Source organism: Aeromonas sp. s7(2024), from assembly GCF_040907825.1.
Classification (GTDB): domain Bacteria; phylum Pseudomonadota; class Gammaproteobacteria; order Enterobacterales; family Aeromonadaceae; genus Aeromonas; species Aeromonas veronii.
Genome location: NZ_JBFOCM010000021.1, coordinates 86,486 through 104,874, shown reverse-complemented (window position 1 = coordinate 104,874; position 18,389 = coordinate 86,486). Strand labels below are relative to the sequence as shown.

Annotated in this window: 9 protein-coding genes, 5 tRNA genes and 1 riboswitch; of the genes, 11 read left to right on the top strand and 3 right to left on the bottom strand. The window is 60.3% G+C overall.

Annotated elements, in window-relative coordinates; genetic code table 11:
• The first annotated feature begins 1 nt into the window (after window position 1).
• From AB5Y73_RS09120 to AB5Y73_RS09090, 7 genes are all read left to right on the top strand, one after another.
• Window positions 2-2,983, top strand: coding sequence for a M66 family metalloprotease (locus AB5Y73_RS09120; protein WP_235686270.1), 2,982 nt, complete (start codon window positions 2-4; stop codon window positions 2,981-2,983).
• A gap of 79 nt (window positions 2,984-3,062) precedes the next feature.
• On the top strand, window positions 3,063-4,979 hold the full coding sequence (locus AB5Y73_RS09115; RefSeq protein ID WP_107683529.1) for a glycoside hydrolase family 19 protein: 1,917 nt from the start codon (window positions 3,063-3,065) through the stop codon (window positions 4,977-4,979).
• 788 nt (window positions 4,980-5,767) lie between these two features.
• Window positions 5,768-5,843 (top strand) — tRNA-Ala (locus AB5Y73_RS09110).
• Window positions 5,844-5,871: 28 nt separating this feature from the next.
• A tRNA-Ala gene (locus AB5Y73_RS09105) sits at window positions 5,872-5,947 on the top strand.
• A 65-nt stretch (window positions 5,948-6,012) separates the two neighbouring features.
• A tRNA-Ala gene (locus AB5Y73_RS09100) sits at window positions 6,013-6,088 on the top strand.
• A gap of 48 nt (window positions 6,089-6,136) precedes the next feature.
• Window positions 6,137-6,212, top strand: a tRNA-Ala gene (locus AB5Y73_RS09095).
• A gap of 34 nt (window positions 6,213-6,246) precedes the next feature.
• Window positions 6,247-6,322, top strand: a tRNA-Ala gene (locus AB5Y73_RS09090).
• Window positions 6,323-6,491: 169 nt separating this feature from the next.
• Here the strand turns inward: AB5Y73_RS09090 and AB5Y73_RS09085 are convergent.
• Window positions 6,492-8,675 carry an ExeM/NucH family extracellular endonuclease gene (locus AB5Y73_RS09085; protein WP_107683530.1) on the bottom strand — a complete coding sequence of 728 codons (2,184 nt, stop codon included), beginning with the start codon at window positions 8,673-8,675 and terminating at the stop codon, window positions 6,492-6,494.
• Between the two features lie 293 nt (window positions 8,676-8,968).
• Window positions 8,969-9,051, top strand: a riboswitch (cyclic di-GMP riboswitch).
• A gap of 148 nt (window positions 9,052-9,199) precedes the next feature.
• Between AB5Y73_RS09085 and AB5Y73_RS09080 the strand changes: the two genes are divergently transcribed.
• Both AB5Y73_RS09080 and AB5Y73_RS09075 read left to right on the top strand, forming a co-directional pair.
• Complete coding sequence (locus AB5Y73_RS09080) at window positions 9,200-12,196, top strand: glycosyl hydrolase family 18 protein (protein ID WP_107683703.1); 2,997 nt, start codon at window positions 9,200-9,202, stop codon at window positions 12,194-12,196.
• Between the two features lie 139 nt (window positions 12,197-12,335).
• On the top strand, window positions 12,336-13,280 hold the full coding sequence (locus AB5Y73_RS09075; protein WP_005335238.1) for a chemotaxis protein CheV: 945 nt from the start codon (window positions 12,336-12,338) through the stop codon (window positions 13,278-13,280).
• A gap of 182 nt (window positions 13,281-13,462) precedes the next feature.
• Here the strand turns inward: AB5Y73_RS09075 and AB5Y73_RS09070 are convergent, their stop codons facing one another.
• Window positions 13,463-14,074, bottom strand: a complete 612-nt coding sequence (locus tag AB5Y73_RS09070; protein WP_118854665.1) for an arylesterase — start codon at window positions 14,072-14,074, stop codon at window positions 13,463-13,465.
• A 56-nt stretch (window positions 14,075-14,130) separates the two neighbouring features.
• Here AB5Y73_RS09070 and AB5Y73_RS09065 point away from each other — a divergent pair, with 56 nt between their 5' ends.
• Together AB5Y73_RS09065 and AB5Y73_RS09060 are read left to right on the top strand one after the other, a co-directional pair.
• On the top strand, window positions 14,131-14,826 hold the full coding sequence (locus tag AB5Y73_RS09065; RefSeq protein ID WP_040066770.1) for an ABC transporter ATP-binding protein: 696 nt from the start codon (window positions 14,131-14,133) through the stop codon (window positions 14,824-14,826).
• A gap of 36 nt (window positions 14,827-14,862) precedes the next feature.
• A complete protein-coding gene (locus AB5Y73_RS09060) occupies window positions 14,863-17,310 on the top strand; it encodes an ABC transporter permease (protein WP_118854666.1) in 2,448 nt (815 codons plus the stop codon).
• 127 nt (window positions 17,311-17,437) lie between these two features.
• On the opposite strand, the gene AB5Y73_RS09055 is transcribed toward AB5Y73_RS09060, so the two are convergent.
• Window positions 17,438-18,343, bottom strand: coding sequence for a TIGR01777 family oxidoreductase (locus AB5Y73_RS09055; RefSeq protein WP_047438091.1), 906 nt, complete (start codon window positions 18,341-18,343; stop codon window positions 17,438-17,440).
• Window positions 18,344-18,389 lie beyond the last annotated feature (46 nt).

The window sequence follows — 18,389 nt, the reverse complement described above, 5'->3', positions numbered from 1 at the left end:
AATGACCACAAATGTGACCCGAATCGCTGCCCTCATCATGGCAACCCTGGCGGCTGGCCCCCTGTCTGCCGCCACCTTGCCCCTGATATTCAATGACACGACACCGCAAAGCGATCTGGCGGGCAGTCTGGCTGCCAGAGTGCAGTTTGCCCAGAGCCAGATCCTGCCATCCCATCTCAAGGAGGGGGATCGCCAACCCATCCTGACCAGCCTGCGCAAGAGTCTGCTGCTTGTGCAACCGCTCCAGGCCGACGGGGTGACCCCGATGACGGTGGAGGCCCGTGACGGCAGCGGCAAGCTGCTTGGCACCCTGACCTTGTCGCCGCCATCGGCGCTGCCCGAGACGGTCTACCACCTCGCGGGGGTTCCCGAAGGCGGAGTGAGCTTCGTCCCGGAGAGCGGCACCACTGCCGTCATCAGCAGCAGTGCTGATCTGGCCAAACTGAGCGACAAGAGCGGCGCCTTCCTCAAGGATCGGCTGACCGGGCGTGCGCTGGTGGAGATCCAGACCGCCGACGGCCGCTGGGTTCGGGATATCTACCTGCCCGTGAGCCCGGAGCTGGAGGGTAAGATGGTGCGCTTGCGTTCCAGCGCAGGCTACAACTCGACGATTTTCTATGGCGAGCGGCAGGTGACCGTCTCCCGTGGCCAGACCCTGCAGTTCAAGTTTGCCAATGGGCAGTGGTTCCGCGAGGGGGAGCTGGAGAACAACCGCATCACCTATGCAGCGGATACCTGGAGCGGCGAGCTGCCTGCCGAGTGGATCCAGCCCGGACTGACCCTCTCCGTTCGTCAGGGCAATCTTAGTGGTGAACTGCGTGACATCAAGGTCGGCGCCCCCGGCGAGCTGCTGCTGCACACCATCGACATCGGCATGCTCACCACACCACGGGATCGCTTTGCCTTTGCCAATGACAAGGAGGCCCATCGCGAATACTTCCAGACCATTCCGGCCAGCCGGATGATTGTCAGTCAGTATGCACCGCTCTCCCTGCCTGAGGTGATGCTGCCCAACGGCACATTACTGACTGATTTTGACCCGAGCGAAGGGGGCTGGCATGGCGGCACCATGCGTCAGCGCATCGGCAAGGAGCTTATCTCCCACGGCATCGACAATGCCAACTACGGCATCAACAGCAGTGCCGGTGAAGGGGAGGGAAGCCATCCCTTTGTGGCGGCCCAGCTGACGGCGCACAACAGTCGCGGCAAGTATGCCAATGGAGTTCAGGTGCACGGAGGTTCCGGTGGCGGTGGCATCGTCACGCTGGATGATTCGCTGGGCAACGAGTTCAGCCACGAGGTGGGCCACAACTTCGGCCTTGGCCACTATGTGGATGGTTTCCGCGGCTCGGTTCATCGCAGTGCCGAGCAGATCAACTCCAGCTGGGGCTGGGACAGTGACAAACACCGTTTCATCCCCAACTTCTCGCCGACCCGCACTAATGAGGATGCCTGTCTGGATGGCCAGTGCCAGCCACCGTTCGATGGCCGCAAGTTTGGCTACGATGCGATGGCGGGCGGCAGCCCTCTTTCCGGCGCCAACCGTTTCACCCTCTATACCCCCAATTCCGCTGCCATCATCCAGCGTTTTCTGGAGAGCAAGGCGGTGTTCGATGCCAACTCGGCCACTGGCTTTAGCAAGTGGAACAGTGCGACGGCCAGAATGGAGCCCTATCAGCACACAATCGAGGGGATCGAGAAGGTCGATGCTCCCATGGATGCCCTGAGCGAGGCCGGACTGAGTGCCCTGCTGGCGGATTACGGCTTGGTCAGGGTTGCCATGTGGGATGGACGCTGGACTCGTGATATCCGGGTGCCGGTTGCATCTGCGGACAACCGGGGACGCAGTCTGACCATCGATCACGGGGCCGGTTACAACAGTCGCCTTTTTATCAACGGCAAGGAGATTCTGGTGAACCGGGGCTTCAAGAAGAGCTTCACCTCGGATGGCCAGAGCTGGGTGGAGATCTCCCCAATCGATACCAAGGTTGCGCGCAAGCCCGAGCAGTTCGGCGTGCCGGTGACCACCCTGGTGGGCTATTACGATCCGCAAGGAGCCCTGCGCAGCTACATCTATCCGGCGCTGCACGGAGCCTACGGCTTCACCTACCCGGATGACAGCAGCACCCTGTCCGGCAGTGACTGTCAGCTGCAGGTGGAGACCCGCGATGGTCTGCAGCGCTTCAGGCTGGCCAATCACAGAGCGGCGAGCAGCGTCATGAACAAGTTCCACATCAACCTGCCCACCGCCAGCGAGCCCGGCCGCGCCACCATCCAGTGCCGTGGCCAGACACTGGTACAGCAGAGCTTGCTGCCACCGCAGCAAACCCTCTCCTTTACCGTCAACGGGCGGCCGCTGGAGCAGGGCGTGGTCGAGAACCAGCCTCCGGTGGTGACCGTGCCGGCGCAGCTCGGCGGCATCGGCGGTGAGTGGCTGACCATCACCGCCGAGGCGAGCGATCCCGAGGGGGATGCGCTCAGCTACCGCTGGCACTTCCCAGCTGGCTGGCAGGCGGACGGCGAGACCAGTGCCAACCTGCGTCTGTTACCGCCAGTTGTCACCACCAGCGAGCAGCATGAGCTGAGTGTGAGCGTCTCGGATGGGGTACATCAGAGCGAAGGGCGCGTCATGCTGACGCTGGCGCCCGTGGTCGACGGCTCTTGCAACACCACCGACCCGGAAGCGGCCAACGTTCCCGCATGGCAGGCCAGCAAGGTCTACAACGGCGGTGACAAGGTGAGCCACAACCAGCTGGTATGGCAGGCCAAGTACTGGACTCAGGGTAATGAGCCGAGCCGCGCCGCCGATCAGTGGGCGCTGGTGAGTCAGGTTGAGCTGGGTTGGAACGCAGCCGTTGCCTACAACGGCGGTGAGCTGACCAACCACAACGGCCGTCAGTGGAAGGCCAAGTGGTGGACTCAAGGCAACGAGCCGGGCAAACACGATGTCTGGCTGGATGTCGGGGCGGCAAGCTGCCCCTAGGTTGAGTCCATGATGAAGATGGCGGAGCCTGTTCAGGCGGGCTCCGCCTTTTGCCACAAAACCATAGAGAGCAACAATAATGAAAAAAAACCGCATCACCCTTCTGCTTGCCGGCATGATGCTGAGCGGCCACCTGTGGGCGGCCGAGGCATACGACATCAACAAATCCTACCCGGGCGGCAGCCAGGTCAATTACAACGGCCAGGTTTTCGAGGCCAAGTGGTGGGTCAACCCGGGTCAGACTCCCGGCATGGCGGCCGCCAATGAGTGGGATACCCCGTGGAAGCTTGTCGGCGAAGGGGAAGTGACCCCGCCGGACACCGGTGGCGATGACAAGCCCAATCCGCCAACGCCTACCCCGCCGGATGGCAGCACCACCCCCGTCTATATGAGCCAGGCCGAGCTGGATGCCAAAGAGAAGGCGCTGACCGACTTCCCGGCGATGGAAGCGGTCAAGGCCTCCATCGCTACCCGGGACAATCTGGTAGTCGAGGCGGTGCAGCCGGGTCGTGCCGACAACCCGGGCAACGTCAAGCGGGTCGAAAGCCTGCTGAGCGAGAGCCAGTTCAACTACCTCTTCCCGCTACGCGCCCCCGAGTACACCTATCGTGGCCTGTTGCAGGCGGCGGCCAAGTTCCCGGCCCTGTGCAGCGATTACAGCGACGGCCGCGATGCTGACGCCATCTGCCGCAAGACTCTGGCGACCATGTTCGCTCACTTCGCTCAAGAGACCGGCGGCCATGAAAACTGGCGCCCGGAAGCCGAGTGGCGTCAGGCGCTGGTCTACGTGCGCGAGATGGGATGGAATGAGACCATGCGCGGCGGTTACAACGCCGAGTGCAGCCCGGATGTGTGGCAGGGTCAGCAGTGGCCGTGCGGCACCTTCGATAATGGCGAGTTCAAGAGCTACTTTGGCCGCGGCGCCAAGCAACTCTCTTACAACTACAACTACGGCCCCTTTTCCGAGGCGATGTTCGGCACTGTGCGCACCCTGCTCGACCGCCCCGATCTGGTGGCCGACACCTGGCTGAACCTCGCCAGTGCGGTGTTCTTCTATACCTATCCGCAGCCGCCCAAGCCCTCCATGCTCCATGTCATCGATGGCACCTGGCAGCCAAACGAGCACGACAAACAGAACGGTCTGGTGCCGGGCTTCGGGGTCACCACCCAGATCATCAACGGCGGGGTGGAGTGCGGTGGTCCGGTCGAGCATGCCCAGTCCCAGAACCGCATCAACTACTACCGCGAGTTTGCCAACTACCTCGGAGTGGCGGTGCCATCCGACGAAGTGCTGGGTTGCAAGAACATGAAGGTGTTTGACGACAATGGCGCCGGTGCCTTGCTCATCTATTGGGAGCAGGACTGGAGCTATGTGGCAGAGAACCCCAACGGCGGCAAGAGTTACGCGTGCAAGCTGGTGGGCTACCAGACCCGTTTCAGCGCCTTCAAGGCAGGGGATTACAGCCGCTGCGTTCAGCACTTCTATCCGGAGGTGGTGATCGAGGATAACGGCGGTGGCACCAACCTGCCACCGGTGGCCAATATCACGGGCCCGGCGCAGGCCGAAGGTGGCAGCAAGGTGACCCTCTCCGGCCAGCACTCCAGCGATCCGGAAGGCAAGCAACTCTCTTATGCCTGGACAATCCCGGCTGGAGCTTCTGCGCCTGCGCTGGAGCAGGTGACGCTTGAGTTGACTCTGCCCAAGCCGGCCAGCGATACCAAGCTGGAGATCAAACTGACGGTCACAGATGAAGGTAATCTGAGCCGCAGCACTACCCATAGCCTGCTGGTGAAAGGGGAGGAGGGGGGCGTGACGCCGCCTGACTATCCGGCCTATAAAGAGGGGACTCCCTACAAGGCGGGCGAGCGGGTCAGCAACGGCGGTGCCAGCTACGAGTGCAAACCGCACCCCTACACCGGCTGGTGTGCAGGTGCTGCCTGGGCTTATGAGCCGGGCAAGGGTACGGCCTGGGCCGATGCCTGGATCAAGCTCTGAGCCGTTTCAGGGTTACAAGGCTTGCCGACAAGCCAGCGCACTATTCAGTGCAATGACAATCCGGAGCAATAAAAGATGGGGCCTGCGGGCCCCATTCTTGTTTGGTGGAGTTCAGGTTTGGCCGTGGAACATCTGGCCCGGACAGGACAGCGCCTCGAAAGGGCTGTGTGATGATGTGTGTTGTAGTTTTATTACGTTTTCCGTGAAAGGCTTTCAGCAATTACTTGCCGTAGCGGAAGTAGTATTCACGGGTGGAGGGGGCATAGGCATCTTTCTCTACAACGCCGTTCTTGGTGGTTGCACCGCGCAGGTGGAACAGGACTGCCAGATTCTCAAACATGGTTTACCTCATCGCTCTGTCATTTATGGTTATGGTGTGTGACCTGGGTCACGGTTTGATCCTATGGTCATTTGTGAGCCAGATCAACTTTCTGTGTTGTAAATTTACAAAAATCATGGAAAGGGTTTTCAAATGCAATGCCCTTTATGGAAAGGCTTTCCCGAGGTGACGGGGGAGAAGCTGACGATCAGCCTGCAAAGGATGCCTAAGAGCGGGGGCGTTGCACGGGGAAAGAGGCTTGCTGCACGGCCTCTCCTGTATAGGTGCTTGAGCCGATTTGTGACATAAAACAGAGAGATAGCACGCGCCTTGCTGGTAAAAACAGCGAACTGCTGCAATTTTGACTAAACGAATCAGTCGCGGTTATTTTAGGGTTGACAGCAAAGCGGGTGATGCCTATCATGCGCCTCCGTTGCCGGAGATAACTTCGTCAGCGCCGAGGTGAGTTGGGGTTATAGCTCAGCTGGGAGAGCGCTTGCATGGCATGCAAGAGGTCCGCGGTTCGATCCCGCGTAGCTCCACCAAATTCTCCTCGAACAATCTGGAATCAAAGGGGTTATAGCTCAGCTGGGAGAGCGCTTGCATGGCATGCAAGAGGTCCGCGGTTCGATCCCGCGTAGCTCCACCAGATTCTTGATTGTTTTATTGAATACCCAGGGCAGTGTGGTGTGTATCACCCAAGCCGACCTTTGTGGGGTTATAGCTCAGCTGGGAGAGCGCTTGCATGGCATGCAAGAGGTCCGCGGTTCGATCCCGCGTAGCTCCACCATTATTTAGGATGAATGGCCGCCAGAACCATTCATTCAGTACCGAATTTGGGGTTATAGCTCAGCTGGGAGAGCGCTTGCATGGCATGCAAGAGGTCCGCGGTTCGATCCCGCGTAGCTCCACCAAATTCAGAGTGACTGCCTGTCATTCACAAAAATCGGGGTTATAGCTCAGCTGGGAGAGCGCTTGCATGGCATGCAAGAGGTCCGCGGTTCGATCCCGCGTAGCTCCACCAAATTCTTGTTACAAGAAGCAAAAGGCCACCGCATCGCGGTGGCCTTTTGTTTTCTCCATCATTTATTTTCTCCATACGTCCGCGCCTTTCATTTGTAAATCCAATGACCTGAATGAAAAAGCCCGCGAGAGTCGCGGGCTTTGCTTGCACTATTCAAATGCGCCTGTGGTTAACGGCGACGTCGCCAGGCCAGCGGTAACAGGGCCAGCAGGCCGAGTCCCAGTGCACCACCGCCTGAGGAGGTGTCAGGTTTGGTGGCATCGCTCTCCAGTCTCAGGTCGACGATGATGGGATCATGGTCGGAGGCACTGAAGGGGTTGTCAGACTTGAGCAATGTGCCGGTGTACTGGCTGCCGTATTCGAACAGGGAGCTCTCGAAGGAGTTGATGTGCCAGTCGGCGACACCTGCCACCTTGCTGGCCAGCGCCGGGTTGGCGAGGGCATAGTCCAGGGTGCCCAGCTCCCCGTCGTAGCTGTAGGAGATGGCTTTCTCCTTGTTGAATTTGACGTTGAGATCGATCAGGCCGTAGCTGCGAGTCACTTCGCGACCGAGCTGTTCATAGGGCTGATCACCGATAAAGGTGTGAGAGGCCGATACGATCTTCCGCTCGCTGGTGGCCGGGTTGTAGTCGGTCAGCACCCGGATCGGATCTTCCTTGGCGTAGGAGTTGAAGTCGCCTACCAGCAACACCTGGCCCGGCAGTTTACTGACCGCCTCACCTAGCACCTTGGCGGCAGAGACCCGGAACTCGGTGCACTTGCCTTGCAGGTCGGCCGGTTCTGTCTTGCCATCGCCATTTTCGTAGCAGCCTGACCCCTTGGATTTGAGGTGGTTGACCACCAGCGTCAACGGCTCCTTGCTCTTGGCGAGGGTGAAGGTCTGAACCAGAGAATCGCGCTGACCGGCTGTCTTGGCCACACCACCTGTGGTATAGCGCTGCTCCGGCAGCTTGATGACGCTGGCATCTCCGCTGGGGGTGAGCAAGGCAGGACGGTAGATCATCGCCACCATGATGGCGTCGCCGCCGAAGAACTTGCCATCGGTAAGGGCAGTGACCGGCAGACGCACATAGGCGTAGTGTTTGCTCGCATCCTTCTGCTGTTCGTTGAGGCGGGTCACCAGATTGTGGAGGGCCGAGTTATCCTCGAAGCCGTTGTTCTCCATCTCCATCAGGCCGAGCAGATCGGCATCCATTGCGGTAATGGCATTGACGATCTTGGTGCGCTGCTTCTCGAACTCGGGCTGGCTCTTGGCACCCCGGTTGCAACCTTTGGCGTTGTCGGCATCCGCCTGATCCTTGCACAGGATATTGAGTGCGCCGCCAATGCTGGAGTGACTGGTGAAGTAGTTGAGCACGTTGAAGCTGCCGATCCGCAGATCGCTGCCAGAGAGGCGAGCCGGCGCGTCTTGACGATCCTCTTCAGGGCTGCGCAGCAGGGCGCCGGCAGTCAGGGTGAAATCGCTCGGTACCACCAGACGGAAGGCATCCTTGTTGTATACGATCACCCCCTCCAGCCCGGTCAGTTGATCACCGATGCGCAGATATCCCTGATCGGCATCCCAGCCAGGGAACCAGGGCAGTACGCCATCCAGTGCTTTGTAATCAGACTCAATCACCAGACGGTTGCTGCCATTTTTGGTGGCCAGTGCGACAGCGTCCGTACTGCTGGCAACATGAAGTTGGGTCGGTTTGATCAGCGGGGTTTTGTGGGCCAACTCTACGTTGTTGCGATAGACCTTGTAGTCGAAGCCGTAGTTGCGGGTCAGGTGCAGGTCACTGCTGCTGTCGAGATGTACCCGCATCCCTTCGTGGCGATTGAGCGCTTGCGCCAGCGTCTCCCCTTCATTGACCTGCAGTACACTGGTCGGCACATTCAGCCCTTGTGCGGTGACTTGCAGGCGGGCTTTGCTGGATTCGAAGGAGGGCTTGAGCTGGGTGCCGCCGTAATACTCCTCGACCTTGGCTTCGAGGCAGAGTTCAGCCCCCGGTTTGATGTCTTTATATTTGGTCGCGAAGTCCTTGTCGTTCAGATAGACAAAGATGCCATCAGAGGTGGCTGGATTGCCATCGCCCACCGGGTCGGTCAGATAGAAACCCTTGGTCAGGCTTTGGCCCAGCGTCGTCACGATACCGCGAACGTTGAAGGTGCCCGGGCTGATTTTACCGGTCACATTGCCGTTCTTGTCGGTCACGGTCTGGGTGGCCAGCGCGCTGGCGGAGCCTGTGCCCTGAATGGTCGGGATGGGGGTGAATTGAGCCGGATCGGACGGGCAGACAAATGCCGCATGGGCGCCTGAGGATGCAAGTGCCAGCCCCACGGCCAGCGACAGCAGGGTACGAGTACCTTTCATAGGTGTTCCTTTTTTATTTTTGCCAGTGATTCCATAGCCTTGGCTCGTTGACCAAGGGCGCGCATTGTCACATTTCTGGCATGTCATACCAGTGAGCCAACGCACATTAAACGAATCTGGGAAGATGAGGAAAAGCGTTTTTATGATCCCAGTAACAGTATGATTTTTTTGATAATTCAATCAATTCTAACCCTGTGATCATGACGCTTTTGTGGCAGGGGATAATTCTCTTTGAGAATAAAGATTGAGGGGATCTTGTCGCCTTCCTATACTGGGTTCGTTCCTCACGGAACCCAGGTAAAGGGCAAACCGGCAGTGATGTCGGGGCGCAATGCTTCCGGTCTCGATCGTGGATCCAGATAGCGGGGTTTCCCTGGGTGAGGGGTTGTTTTTGTGGCAGGTCCATTGCCAGTTGTCTGCGCCCATCATGCAGGTTGCGATTGTTCTTTGCCTTGGTGACCAAGCCAAGACAAAACAAGGAAGATAACAATATGCAACAGCTCTTCAGACCCAGCAGGCTTGCCATGCTGGTCGCCCTTGCGGCTGCGCCCGCCTGGGCTCAGGCCGCTTATCCCGCCTATAAATCCGGTACTGCCTACAAGGCTGGCGATATCGTCAGCAACGTCGGTGCCCTCTACGAGTGCAAAGAATTTCCCTATTCAGGCTGGTGCGGGGCATCCCCCTATCACTATGAGCCGGGTGTCGGTGTGGTCTGGGCTGATGCCTGGAAGCCCTATGGTGGCGAGGTGCCCCCTCCTGCACTCGGCGTAGCCGTCAGCTCGCCAGCTGCTGGCGCCAGCTTCAACGAAGGTACCAGTGTGGCGCTGGCGGTGACCTTGAGCGGCCCGGTGACGGCGCTGGTTAAAGTGGAATACCTTGTCGACGGCAAGCTGGTGGCCACGGCCAGCGCCTCGCCCTGGAGTGCCAGCTGGAGCGCCGCCGGAGTAGGGGCCCATACCCTCAAAGCTCGCGCGCTGGATAAAGATGGCAAGGTGCTGAGCGAGGCGGATTCCAGCTTCAACGTCGCCGCCGTGGTCGCGCCAGAGGCGCCCAAGGCGAGCATCAGCAGCCCGGCCAATGGCGCCAAGGTGACGCTGGGTCGCAGTGTGGCGGTGAGCGGTAACGTTACCGATGCCAACAACGATGTGGCCAAAGTCGAGCTCTATGTCGACGGCAAGAAGGTGGGCGAAGATACCACTGCCCCCTGGCAGGTGAACTGGACGCCGGATGTCAAAGGCAGTGCCGCCCTCAAGCTGGTGGCTACTGACAAGACCAATCTGAGCGGTGAGTCGGCGGCGGTGACCGTCAATGTCGAGGAGGCCGCGCTGCCGCCCACCGGTGGCAACCTCTCTTGTGACATTCGCCAGATCTATCGTCCGGATGGTTACGAGTGCATGGGGGATGACCATGCCCGCCGGGTCATCGGCTACTTCACCTCCTGGCGCACCGGCAAGAACGGCCTGCCCGCCTATCTGGTGAGCGATATTCCATGGAACAAGATCACCCACATCAACTACGCCTTCGCGGCGGTGGATGAGCAGAGCCACACCATCAAGGTGGACGATGCAGCCACCAAGATGACCTGGGATGGCGTGCCGGGTGCCGAGATGGATCCTGAATTCGCCTACAAGGGCCACTTCAACCTGCTGTCGAAGTACAAGAAGCAGTATCCGGACGTGAAGACCCTCATCTCGGTCGGCGGCTGGGCCGATACCCGCGGCTTCTACACTGCCACTACCAAGGGTGACTGCTCGGTCAATACTGCCGGTATCAACACCCTGGCTGACTCGGCGGTGAGCTTTATCCGCCAGTACGGTTTTGACGGGGTCGATATCGACTACGAATACCCCACCTCGATGAAGGATGCAGGCAATCCCAACGACTTCCCGCTCTCCAACCATTGCCGGGCCAAGCTGTTTGCCAACTACGAGGTGCTGATGAAGACCTTGCGGGCGCGGCTCGACAACGCCGGTAACGAAGATGGCCGCAAGTATATGCTGACCATCGCCTCACCGGCCTCGGCCTATCTGCTGCGCGGGATGGAGAACTTCCAGGTCACCCAGTACCTCGATTATGTCAACCTGATGACCTATGACTTCCACGGTGCCTGGAACCACTTTGTCGGTCACAACGCGGCCCTGTTCGACAACAATGCCGACCCCGAGCTCTCCCACTGGGGCGTCTATACCCAGACCCAGTTTGGTGGCATCGGTTACCTCAACGCCGCCTGGTCTGCCCACTACTTCCGCGGTGCGCTGGCGGCTGGCAAGATCAACGTTGGCGTGCCCTATTACACCCGCGGTTGGCAGGGGGTGAGCGGTGGCAGTCATGGGTTGGGTGGCAAGGCAGCCCTGCCGAGCCAGAACGAGTGCCAGCCGGGCACAGGTGGCAGCACCATTCCGTGCGGCAACGGGGCGGTCGGCATCGACAACATCTGGCATGATCTCGACAAGAACGGCAAAGAGATCGGCGGTGGCGCCGTGCCCATGTGGCATGCCAAAAACCTGGAGCATGCAGCCAGCCTCGGCATCACCACGCTGCCGAGTTATGGCACTGCCTGGGATCTGGATCCCAACAATCCGGCTCACGTGATGCAGGGCAAGTATGTGCGTTACTACGATGAGAAGGCCCACGCCCCCTGGCTGTGGAACGAAGAGAAGAAGGTGTTCCTCTCAACCGAAGATGAAGAGTCCATGGGCCACAAGCTCGACTACATCATCAAGCGCGGTCTGGGTGGCGTGATGTTCTGGGAGATGGCGGGTGATTACGCCTTCGATCCGGCCAAGAACGAGTACGGCATGGGCAGTACCCTGACCACCCTGGCTTATGAGAAGTTTGCCAAGGCAACTCCGTACAACACCAAGCAAAACGATCTGGCCGCGCCGAGCGCCCAGCTCGACATCCAGGTCAGCCTCTCCGGCTTCAAGGAAGGGGACTCCAACTATCCGATCAACCCGAAACTCAAGCTGGTCAACAAGTCGACCCAGACCATTCCGGGCGGCGCGCGCATCGAGTTTCTGGTGCCCACCTCCACCTCTGACACCATCACGGATCAGAGTGGCATGGGCCTGAAAGTGGTGGAGAGCGGTGGCAACGACAACTCGGAAGGCATTGCCAATGAGAAGGACTTCCACAAGGTCGCCATGAACCTGCCGGGTTGGCAGACTCTGGCGCCGGGGGCCGAGATTGAAGTCGCCATGACCTACTACCTGCCCGCCGCTGGCGTGCCGAGCGGTATGCGCATCATCAGCGGCAGCCAGACCATTGGTCTCAAGGCCGAGTTCCCGACCCTGCCGGAGGCCGTGCTGGGCTCGGGTGGCGGCGAGAATCCGGGCACCAGCTGCAGCAGCCAGAACGTCAATCCGGCGGCCTACAAGGCCTATCCGAGCTGGCCACAGGGGGATCATGCCAATGGCGGCGATAGCATCACCCATAACAAGGTAGTGTGGCAGGCGAACTGGTGGACCAGCAGCGAGCCCAAGGCAACCGATGGCAGCTGGAAGTCTGTCTGTAGCTATTGATTTTAAAATCAATGAGATAAGTGAGGCTTCGGCCTCACTTTTTTTGTCTGGTTGGTCGCTCTGGTTGAAAATGCGCCTGCCTTTCCTGGCGGGCAGCCTCTATAATAGAGTCGATTAATAATCAGATGGATATCAGCGTATGGCGAGTATATTGGATTCCGTTGATCAACGAACTCAACTGGTGGGTGAAAACCGCCTCGAGTTGTTGATGTTTCGTCTCGGCACCCGTCAGATGTTCGCCATCAACGTCTTCAAGGTGCGGGAAGTGGTCAAGTTGCCCCATCTGAGCAAGATGCCGGGCTCCCATCACAATATCAGCGGGGTAGCCAATATCCGCGGTACCTCGATCCCGGTGATTAACCTGCGCAGCGCCATCGGTATGCGCCCCATGCCCATCGACAGTGAATCCAACCTCATCATCACCGAGTACAACCGTACCATTCAGGGCTTTCTGGTGGGGCAGGTGGCCAATATCGTCAACATGACCTGGAAGGATATCCTGCCACCGCCGCGCTCCGCCGGGCGCGCCAACTACCTCACTGCCATCACCCGCATTCCCGAAGATGGAGTGGATCAGATCGTCGAGATCATCGATGTAGAGAAGGTGTTGGCGGAGATCATCACCTATGACATCCGCATCTCCGAAGAGGTGCTGGATCGGGAGATCCTGCCCGAGATGCATGGCCGCAAAGTGCTGATCGTCGATGACTCCAGCACCGCGCGCAATCTGGTGCGCGAGACCCTGGGCCAGCTTGGACTTGAGGTGATCGAGTGTCAGGATGGCTTGCAGGCGCTGACCCTGCTCAAGGGGTGGTGCGATGCTGGCAAGAAGGTGACTGACGAGATCCTGCTGATGATCACCGATGCCGAAATGCCGGAGATGGACGGCTACCGCCTGACCCACGAGGTGCGCAGCGATCCGCGCATGTCTGACCTCTTTATCACCCTCAACACCTCCCTGAGCGGCAACTTCAACGAAGCCATGGTCAAGAAGGTGGGGTGCGACCGCTTTATCTCCAAATTCCAGCCCGACTTGCTGGTCGGCGTGGCCCAGGAGCGGCTGCGTCAGGTGCTGGAAAGCTGAGAAGTTGCCTGCAGGTTATGCTAAATCAATAACAACACATCCCGCTTCGGCGGGATGTGTTGTTATTGGGTATTGGCGATGGATTGGTTGAATCAAGGTGCCACGCAGAGATCGTCGACCATTCAAAACATCCGATTTTGGCGGGATATTTTGTTATGGGATATTGGTGATAGACGGTGGGTTTATTGGCTGAGCAGCGGCTCCATAAAGCGGGCGACTTTATCGCGGATTTGTGGCTGGGCCGCCGGGGTGGGATGAATACCATCGTTCATCATAAGTTCAGGGCGCAGCGCAATATCATCCATAAAGAAGGGCAGCAGGGGCAGATCGTTAGCCTGGGCCAACTCGGGAAAGATCTGTTCGAACTGGCGCAGATAGCGGGCACCGTAGTTGCGGGGCAGCTGGATTTGGGTCAACACCACACGGGTCTGCTGCTCCTTGGCGAGCGCGATCATGCTGGCCAGATTCTGGCGGGTAATGGTCGGTGCGAAGCCGCGCAGGCCATCGTTGCCTCCCAGTTCGATCAGCAGCCAGTCCGGCTTGTGCTCCTTCAGCAGAGCGGGCAGACGGGCCAGCGCCCCCTGGGTCGTTTCACCGCTGATGCTGGCATTGAGCAGGGTGTGTTTGCCCCCCTCTTCCTGCCATTTCTGGTTGAGCAGGGCAGGCCAGCTCTGCTCAACCTGCATTTGATAGCCGGCGCTCAGGCTGTCTCCCAGCACCAGCAGGGTCTGGGCCTGAGTCGACGAGAGCAGGCTGCCGAGGCCAACGAACAAGGCAAACAGAATACGCACCATCAATTCAACTCCCGCTATGGATTGTCATCAAAGGATTGGAACAAAGGATACAGAGCATGAGTTCAACCCCCATTATTGTCGTCAAGGGCCTCGGCAAATCGGTTCGCCTCGGCCAGGAAAGCCTCACCATCCTTGAAGGGATCGATCTGCAAGTCAATAGTGGCGAGACGGTGGCTCTGGTCGGTGCCTCCGGCTCCGGCAAGTCCACCCTGCTGGGATTGCTGGCCGGGCTCGATCTGCCGAGTCAGGGGGAGATCGAGATCCTCGGCAAATCCCTTGGTGAGCTGGATGAGGAGGGGCGGGCCCGATTGCGCGCCGAGCAGATCGGCTTTGTGTTCCAGTCGTTCCTGCTGCTCCCGACCATGACGGCGCTGGAGAATGTGATGCTGCCCGCCGAGCTGCGCGGCGAGCGTGATTGCGAACCAAGAGCTCGCGAGCTGCTGGCTGCGGTCGGGCTTGGCGAGCGGTTGCACCATCTGCCGCCACGGCTCTCTGGCGGTGAGCAGCAGCGGGTGGCCATTGCCCGTGCCTTTATGACCCGTCCCAGTCTGCTGTTGGCGGACGAACCGACCGGCAACCTCGACAGCAAGACCGGCGAGAAGGTGATAGAGCTGCTGTTTGAACTCAATCGCAAGCACGGCACCACGCTAGTGGTGGTAACCCATGACCATCAGCTGGCCGAACGCTGCCAGCGGCAACTGGTCATGACGGCGGGCAGACTGGATCGCGAGGTGGCCCATGATGTGGTGTAACGGGGTGAGCTGCGGGTCAGGCGGGAGATGCAAGGGATGATGCAGTGGCGATTGGGATGGCGACTGCTGCGCCGGGAAGGTTTCAGCGGCGAGCTGCGCTGGTTTGTGCTGGCGCTGGCCCTGAGCGTGGCGTGTGTCTTGAGTGTGGCATTGGTGGCGGATCGGCTCGATGCCGGACTCAAGGCGTCGGGCCGCGACTTTATCGGGGCGGATCGGGTGCTGCGCACCGCCGCCGCCCTGCCGGATGGCTGGCTAGCCCGAGCGAAACAGGATGGTTTGGCGGTGCAGACCACCGTCAGCTTCAACAGCATGCTGTTTCACGGTGATGCGTTGCAGCTCGCCTCCATTCGGGCAGTGCCCGACGGTTTTCCCTTCTATGGCAAACTCACTCTGGAACCTGCCCGTGCCCCTGCTCCCGGCGAGATCTGGCTCTCCGCCCGGGTAATACAGCTGCTCAAGGCCAAAACGGGGGATGAGCTGGAGGTAGGCAATACGGTGCTCAAGGTGGCAGGCCTGCTTGGCGAGGAGCCCGATCAGGGCTTCAGCCCCTTCCTGTTGGCGCCGCGTGCGCTGATCCACAGTGCCGATATCGAGGCGACCGGCGCCCTGTTGCCGGGCAGTCGTCAGCAGTGGCGCTATCTCTTCAAAGGGTCGCGAGAGGCGCTGGCCCGCTATGAACGCTGGCTGCTGCCGCAGTTGCAGGCCGGACAGAAGTGGATCAAACCGGATGACAGCGAATCCCAGGTGGGCCGCTCGCTGGCCAATGCCGAACGTTTCTTCCGGCTTGCCTCGCTAAGCGGGGTGTTGCTGGGGGCGTTGGCGATGGGGATTGCGGTGCGCCACTTTGCCGAGCGCCAGACCAATATGGTGGCGCTGCTCAAGACGCTGGGGGCATCCCGTCGCTCGCTCTGGCAACTGATGGGAACCCTGCTGCTGTCGCTGACGCTGATTGGTGCGTTGCTGGGTCTGGTGGCGGGCACAGCCATGCAGTGGATCACCTTGCAGCTGCTGGGGGACCTGCTGCCGCCGGATCTGCCACCTCCCTCCTGGCGTCCCTTTGCGCTGGGGGTGGCGGTGGCGCTCTTTATCACCCTGCTGCTCGCTTTTGTGCCCTTCTTGCGGCTGCTGAAAGTGCCGCCGCTGCGGGTATTGCGCCGGGAGCTGGAGGCGGGTATTCCCCCCTGGCTGGCCCTGCCGGTCGGCCTGTTCGGGCTGTTTGCGCTGGTCTGGGGCTTTACCGCCGATGTACGGCTGGCGCTGGGTCTGGTGGGGGGCATGGGCTTGCTGATGGGGCTGCTGGCCCTGCTGGCGGCGCTGATGTTGCGGCTGGGGGCAAGAGTGAGCGGGCCTCATGCCTTGCGGCTGGCGCTGGCCCACCTGTCGCGCGAGCGCAGCAGTGGCCTGTTCCAGCTGGCGGGCTTTGCGCTGGCATTGATGCTCTTTGGCTTGCTATGGGCGGCCCGGGTCGATCTGCTGGATGAGTTTTCGGCACGTCTTCCCGTCGATGCGCCTAACCGTTTTCTGGTCAATGTGGCTGAGAACGAGCGGGAGGGGATCCTGAGCGAGCTGGCGGCAGCCGGGGCCAACACCTCCGACTTCTACCCCATGGTGCGCGGCAGGCTGACCCATATCGCCGGTGAGGCGGTGGGCGAGGGGGCCAGCAGTGGCCGCGAGGGGGTCGATCGGGAGCTCAACTTCACTACCACGGCAACCCTGCCAATCGACAACAAGCTGGTGGCCGGTAAATGGCTTGCCGGGCCCGGCGAGGTGTCGGTGGATAGCGAGTTAGCCAAGCGACTCGATATCAAGCTGGGGGACATGCTCGCCTTTACCATCGAGGGGCGCAGCTTCGGCGCCAGGGTCACCAGTTTGCGCAGCATCAAGTGGGACAACATGCGCCCCAACTTCTACATGATCTTCTCCGAGGATCTGCTGGCACCCTTCTCCCGAACCTGGCTTGGTAGTTACCGATTGCCCGAGGCGGGGCGCTCTGCCGAGGTGGAGCTTATTCGCCGCCACCCCACGGTGAGTCTTATCGATGTGGATGACCTGATTGCGCGGCTCACTCAGGTATCGGAGCAGGTGAGCCGGGCACTGGCGTTGATGCTGGGGCTGGTGACAGTGGCCGCGCTGCTGGTGCTGCTGACCCAGACTCAGGCCAGCATGGCCCAGCGTCGGCGCGAGCTGTTGCTGATGCGTACCTTGGGCGCCAGCAGCGAACTACTGAAAAAGATGCTGCGCTGGGAGCTGGTGGCCAGTGGTGCGCTGGCGGGGCTCTGTGCCGCCATGGTGGTGGAGCTCTGCTCCTTTGGCCTGCAGTGGTGGTGGTTCGAGGGGCAGTGGCAGTTCCACTGGGCCATCTGGCTCGGCCTGCCGACGCTGGGGGCACTGCTGGTGACGCTGGCGGGGCAGGGGATGCAGCGCCAGCTGCTGGCTGGCACCCTGAGCGATCGGCTGCGAGGGCTGGGTCAGGGACTGTTGTAATCCCGCCAACGCGAGCCGATGCACACAAGGTGCAATAGCGCAGCCACCATAAACAAGCAGCCCGGCCATTGGCCGGGCTGCTTGCTATATGAGGTGCTGACGAGTGGACGCAGCGAGCGGGTGTGAGTTAGCGGGGCTCACGCAGCAGATTGGTGAGGGCGCTCGGCAGTTCGGGATAGCTGAAGTGAAAACCGGCCTGTTGCAGCCTTGCTGGTATCACCTTTTGTCCGGTCAGCAGCAGATCTGCCGCCTCACCCATCACCAGTTGCAACAGCGGCGCTGGGACGAAGAAGATGTGTGGACGGTGCAGCGTGGTGGCAAGGGTCTGGCTGAACTCCCGGTTGCTGACCGGATGGGGCGCAGTGCCGTTGAAAATGCCGCTGCACTCCTCGTGTTCCAGCAGGAAGAGCATTGCGCGCACCAGATCCTGCACATGGATCCAGCTCATCATCTGGCTGCCCGATCCCATGGGGCCGCCGAGTCCGAGTCGGTAAGGGGGGAGCATTTTGGGCAGGGCGCCGCCATCCATGCCAAGCACCAGCCCGATCCGCACGATACAGACCCGGGTTTGGCGGCTCTGGGCCTCCTGCGCCAGGGTTTCCCACTGCTGGCAGAGTTGGTGGGTAAACTCGTCGTTGGGAGAGCGGCACTGCTCATCGAGGGTTTCGGTGCCCTGTCTGCCATACCAGCCGATGGCGGAGGCGTTGATCAGCACCTTGGGCGGCGTGCTGGATAGCTTGATGAGATCCACCAGCTGCTCGGTCAACAGCCAGCGGCTATCGCAGAGCAGCTGTTTGCGCGACTCGCTCCAGCGTCCGGCGGCGATGGGTTCACCGGCCAGATTGATCACCGCGTCCACGTCATTGAGGTCATCAAGCCGGTCGAGGTTATCCAATACCTTGATATCGTGGCCCAGCAGGGAGTAAGCGCGGCTCCCCTGCCTGCTCAATACCACGACCTCGTGATTGACCTTGAGATGGGCAACCAGCTTGCGGCCGATAAAGCCGGTTCCTCCGGTAATAAGAATCTTCATCGCTGCATGCTCCTGCTGCCGTTTGCTCAACTTTAATGGTGTGGCT

Coding starts and splice junctions, on each gene's coding strand:
- AB5Y73_RS09120 (WP_235686270.1), top strand. CDS start 2: ATGACCACAAATGTGACCCGAATCGCTGCCCTCATCATGGCAACCCTG.
- AB5Y73_RS09060 (WP_118854666.1), top strand. CDS start 14,863: ATGATGCAGTGGCGATTGGGATGGCGACTGCTGCGCCGGGAAGGTTTC.
- AB5Y73_RS09070 (WP_118854665.1), bottom strand. CDS start 14,074: ATGGTGCGTATTCTGTTTGCCTTGTTCGTTGGCCTCGGCAGCCTGCTC.
- AB5Y73_RS09080 (WP_107683703.1), top strand. CDS start 9,200: ATGCTGGTCGCCCTTGCGGCTGCGCCCGCCTGGGCTCAGGCCGCTTAT.
- AB5Y73_RS09085 (WP_107683530.1), bottom strand. CDS start 8,675: ATGAAAGGTACTCGTACCCTGCTGTCGCTGGCCGTGGGGCTGGCACTT.
- AB5Y73_RS09075 (WP_005335238.1), top strand. CDS start 12,336: ATGGCGAGTATATTGGATTCCGTTGATCAACGAACTCAACTGGTGGGT.
- AB5Y73_RS09115 (WP_107683529.1), top strand. CDS start 3,063: ATGAAAAAAAACCGCATCACCCTTCTGCTTGCCGGCATGATGCTGAGC.
- AB5Y73_RS09065 (WP_040066770.1), top strand. CDS start 14,131: ATGAGTTCAACCCCCATTATTGTCGTCAAGGGCCTCGGCAAATCGGTT.
- AB5Y73_RS09055 (WP_047438091.1), bottom strand. CDS start 18,343: ATGAAGATTCTTATTACCGGAGGAACCGGCTTTATCGGCCGCAAGCTG.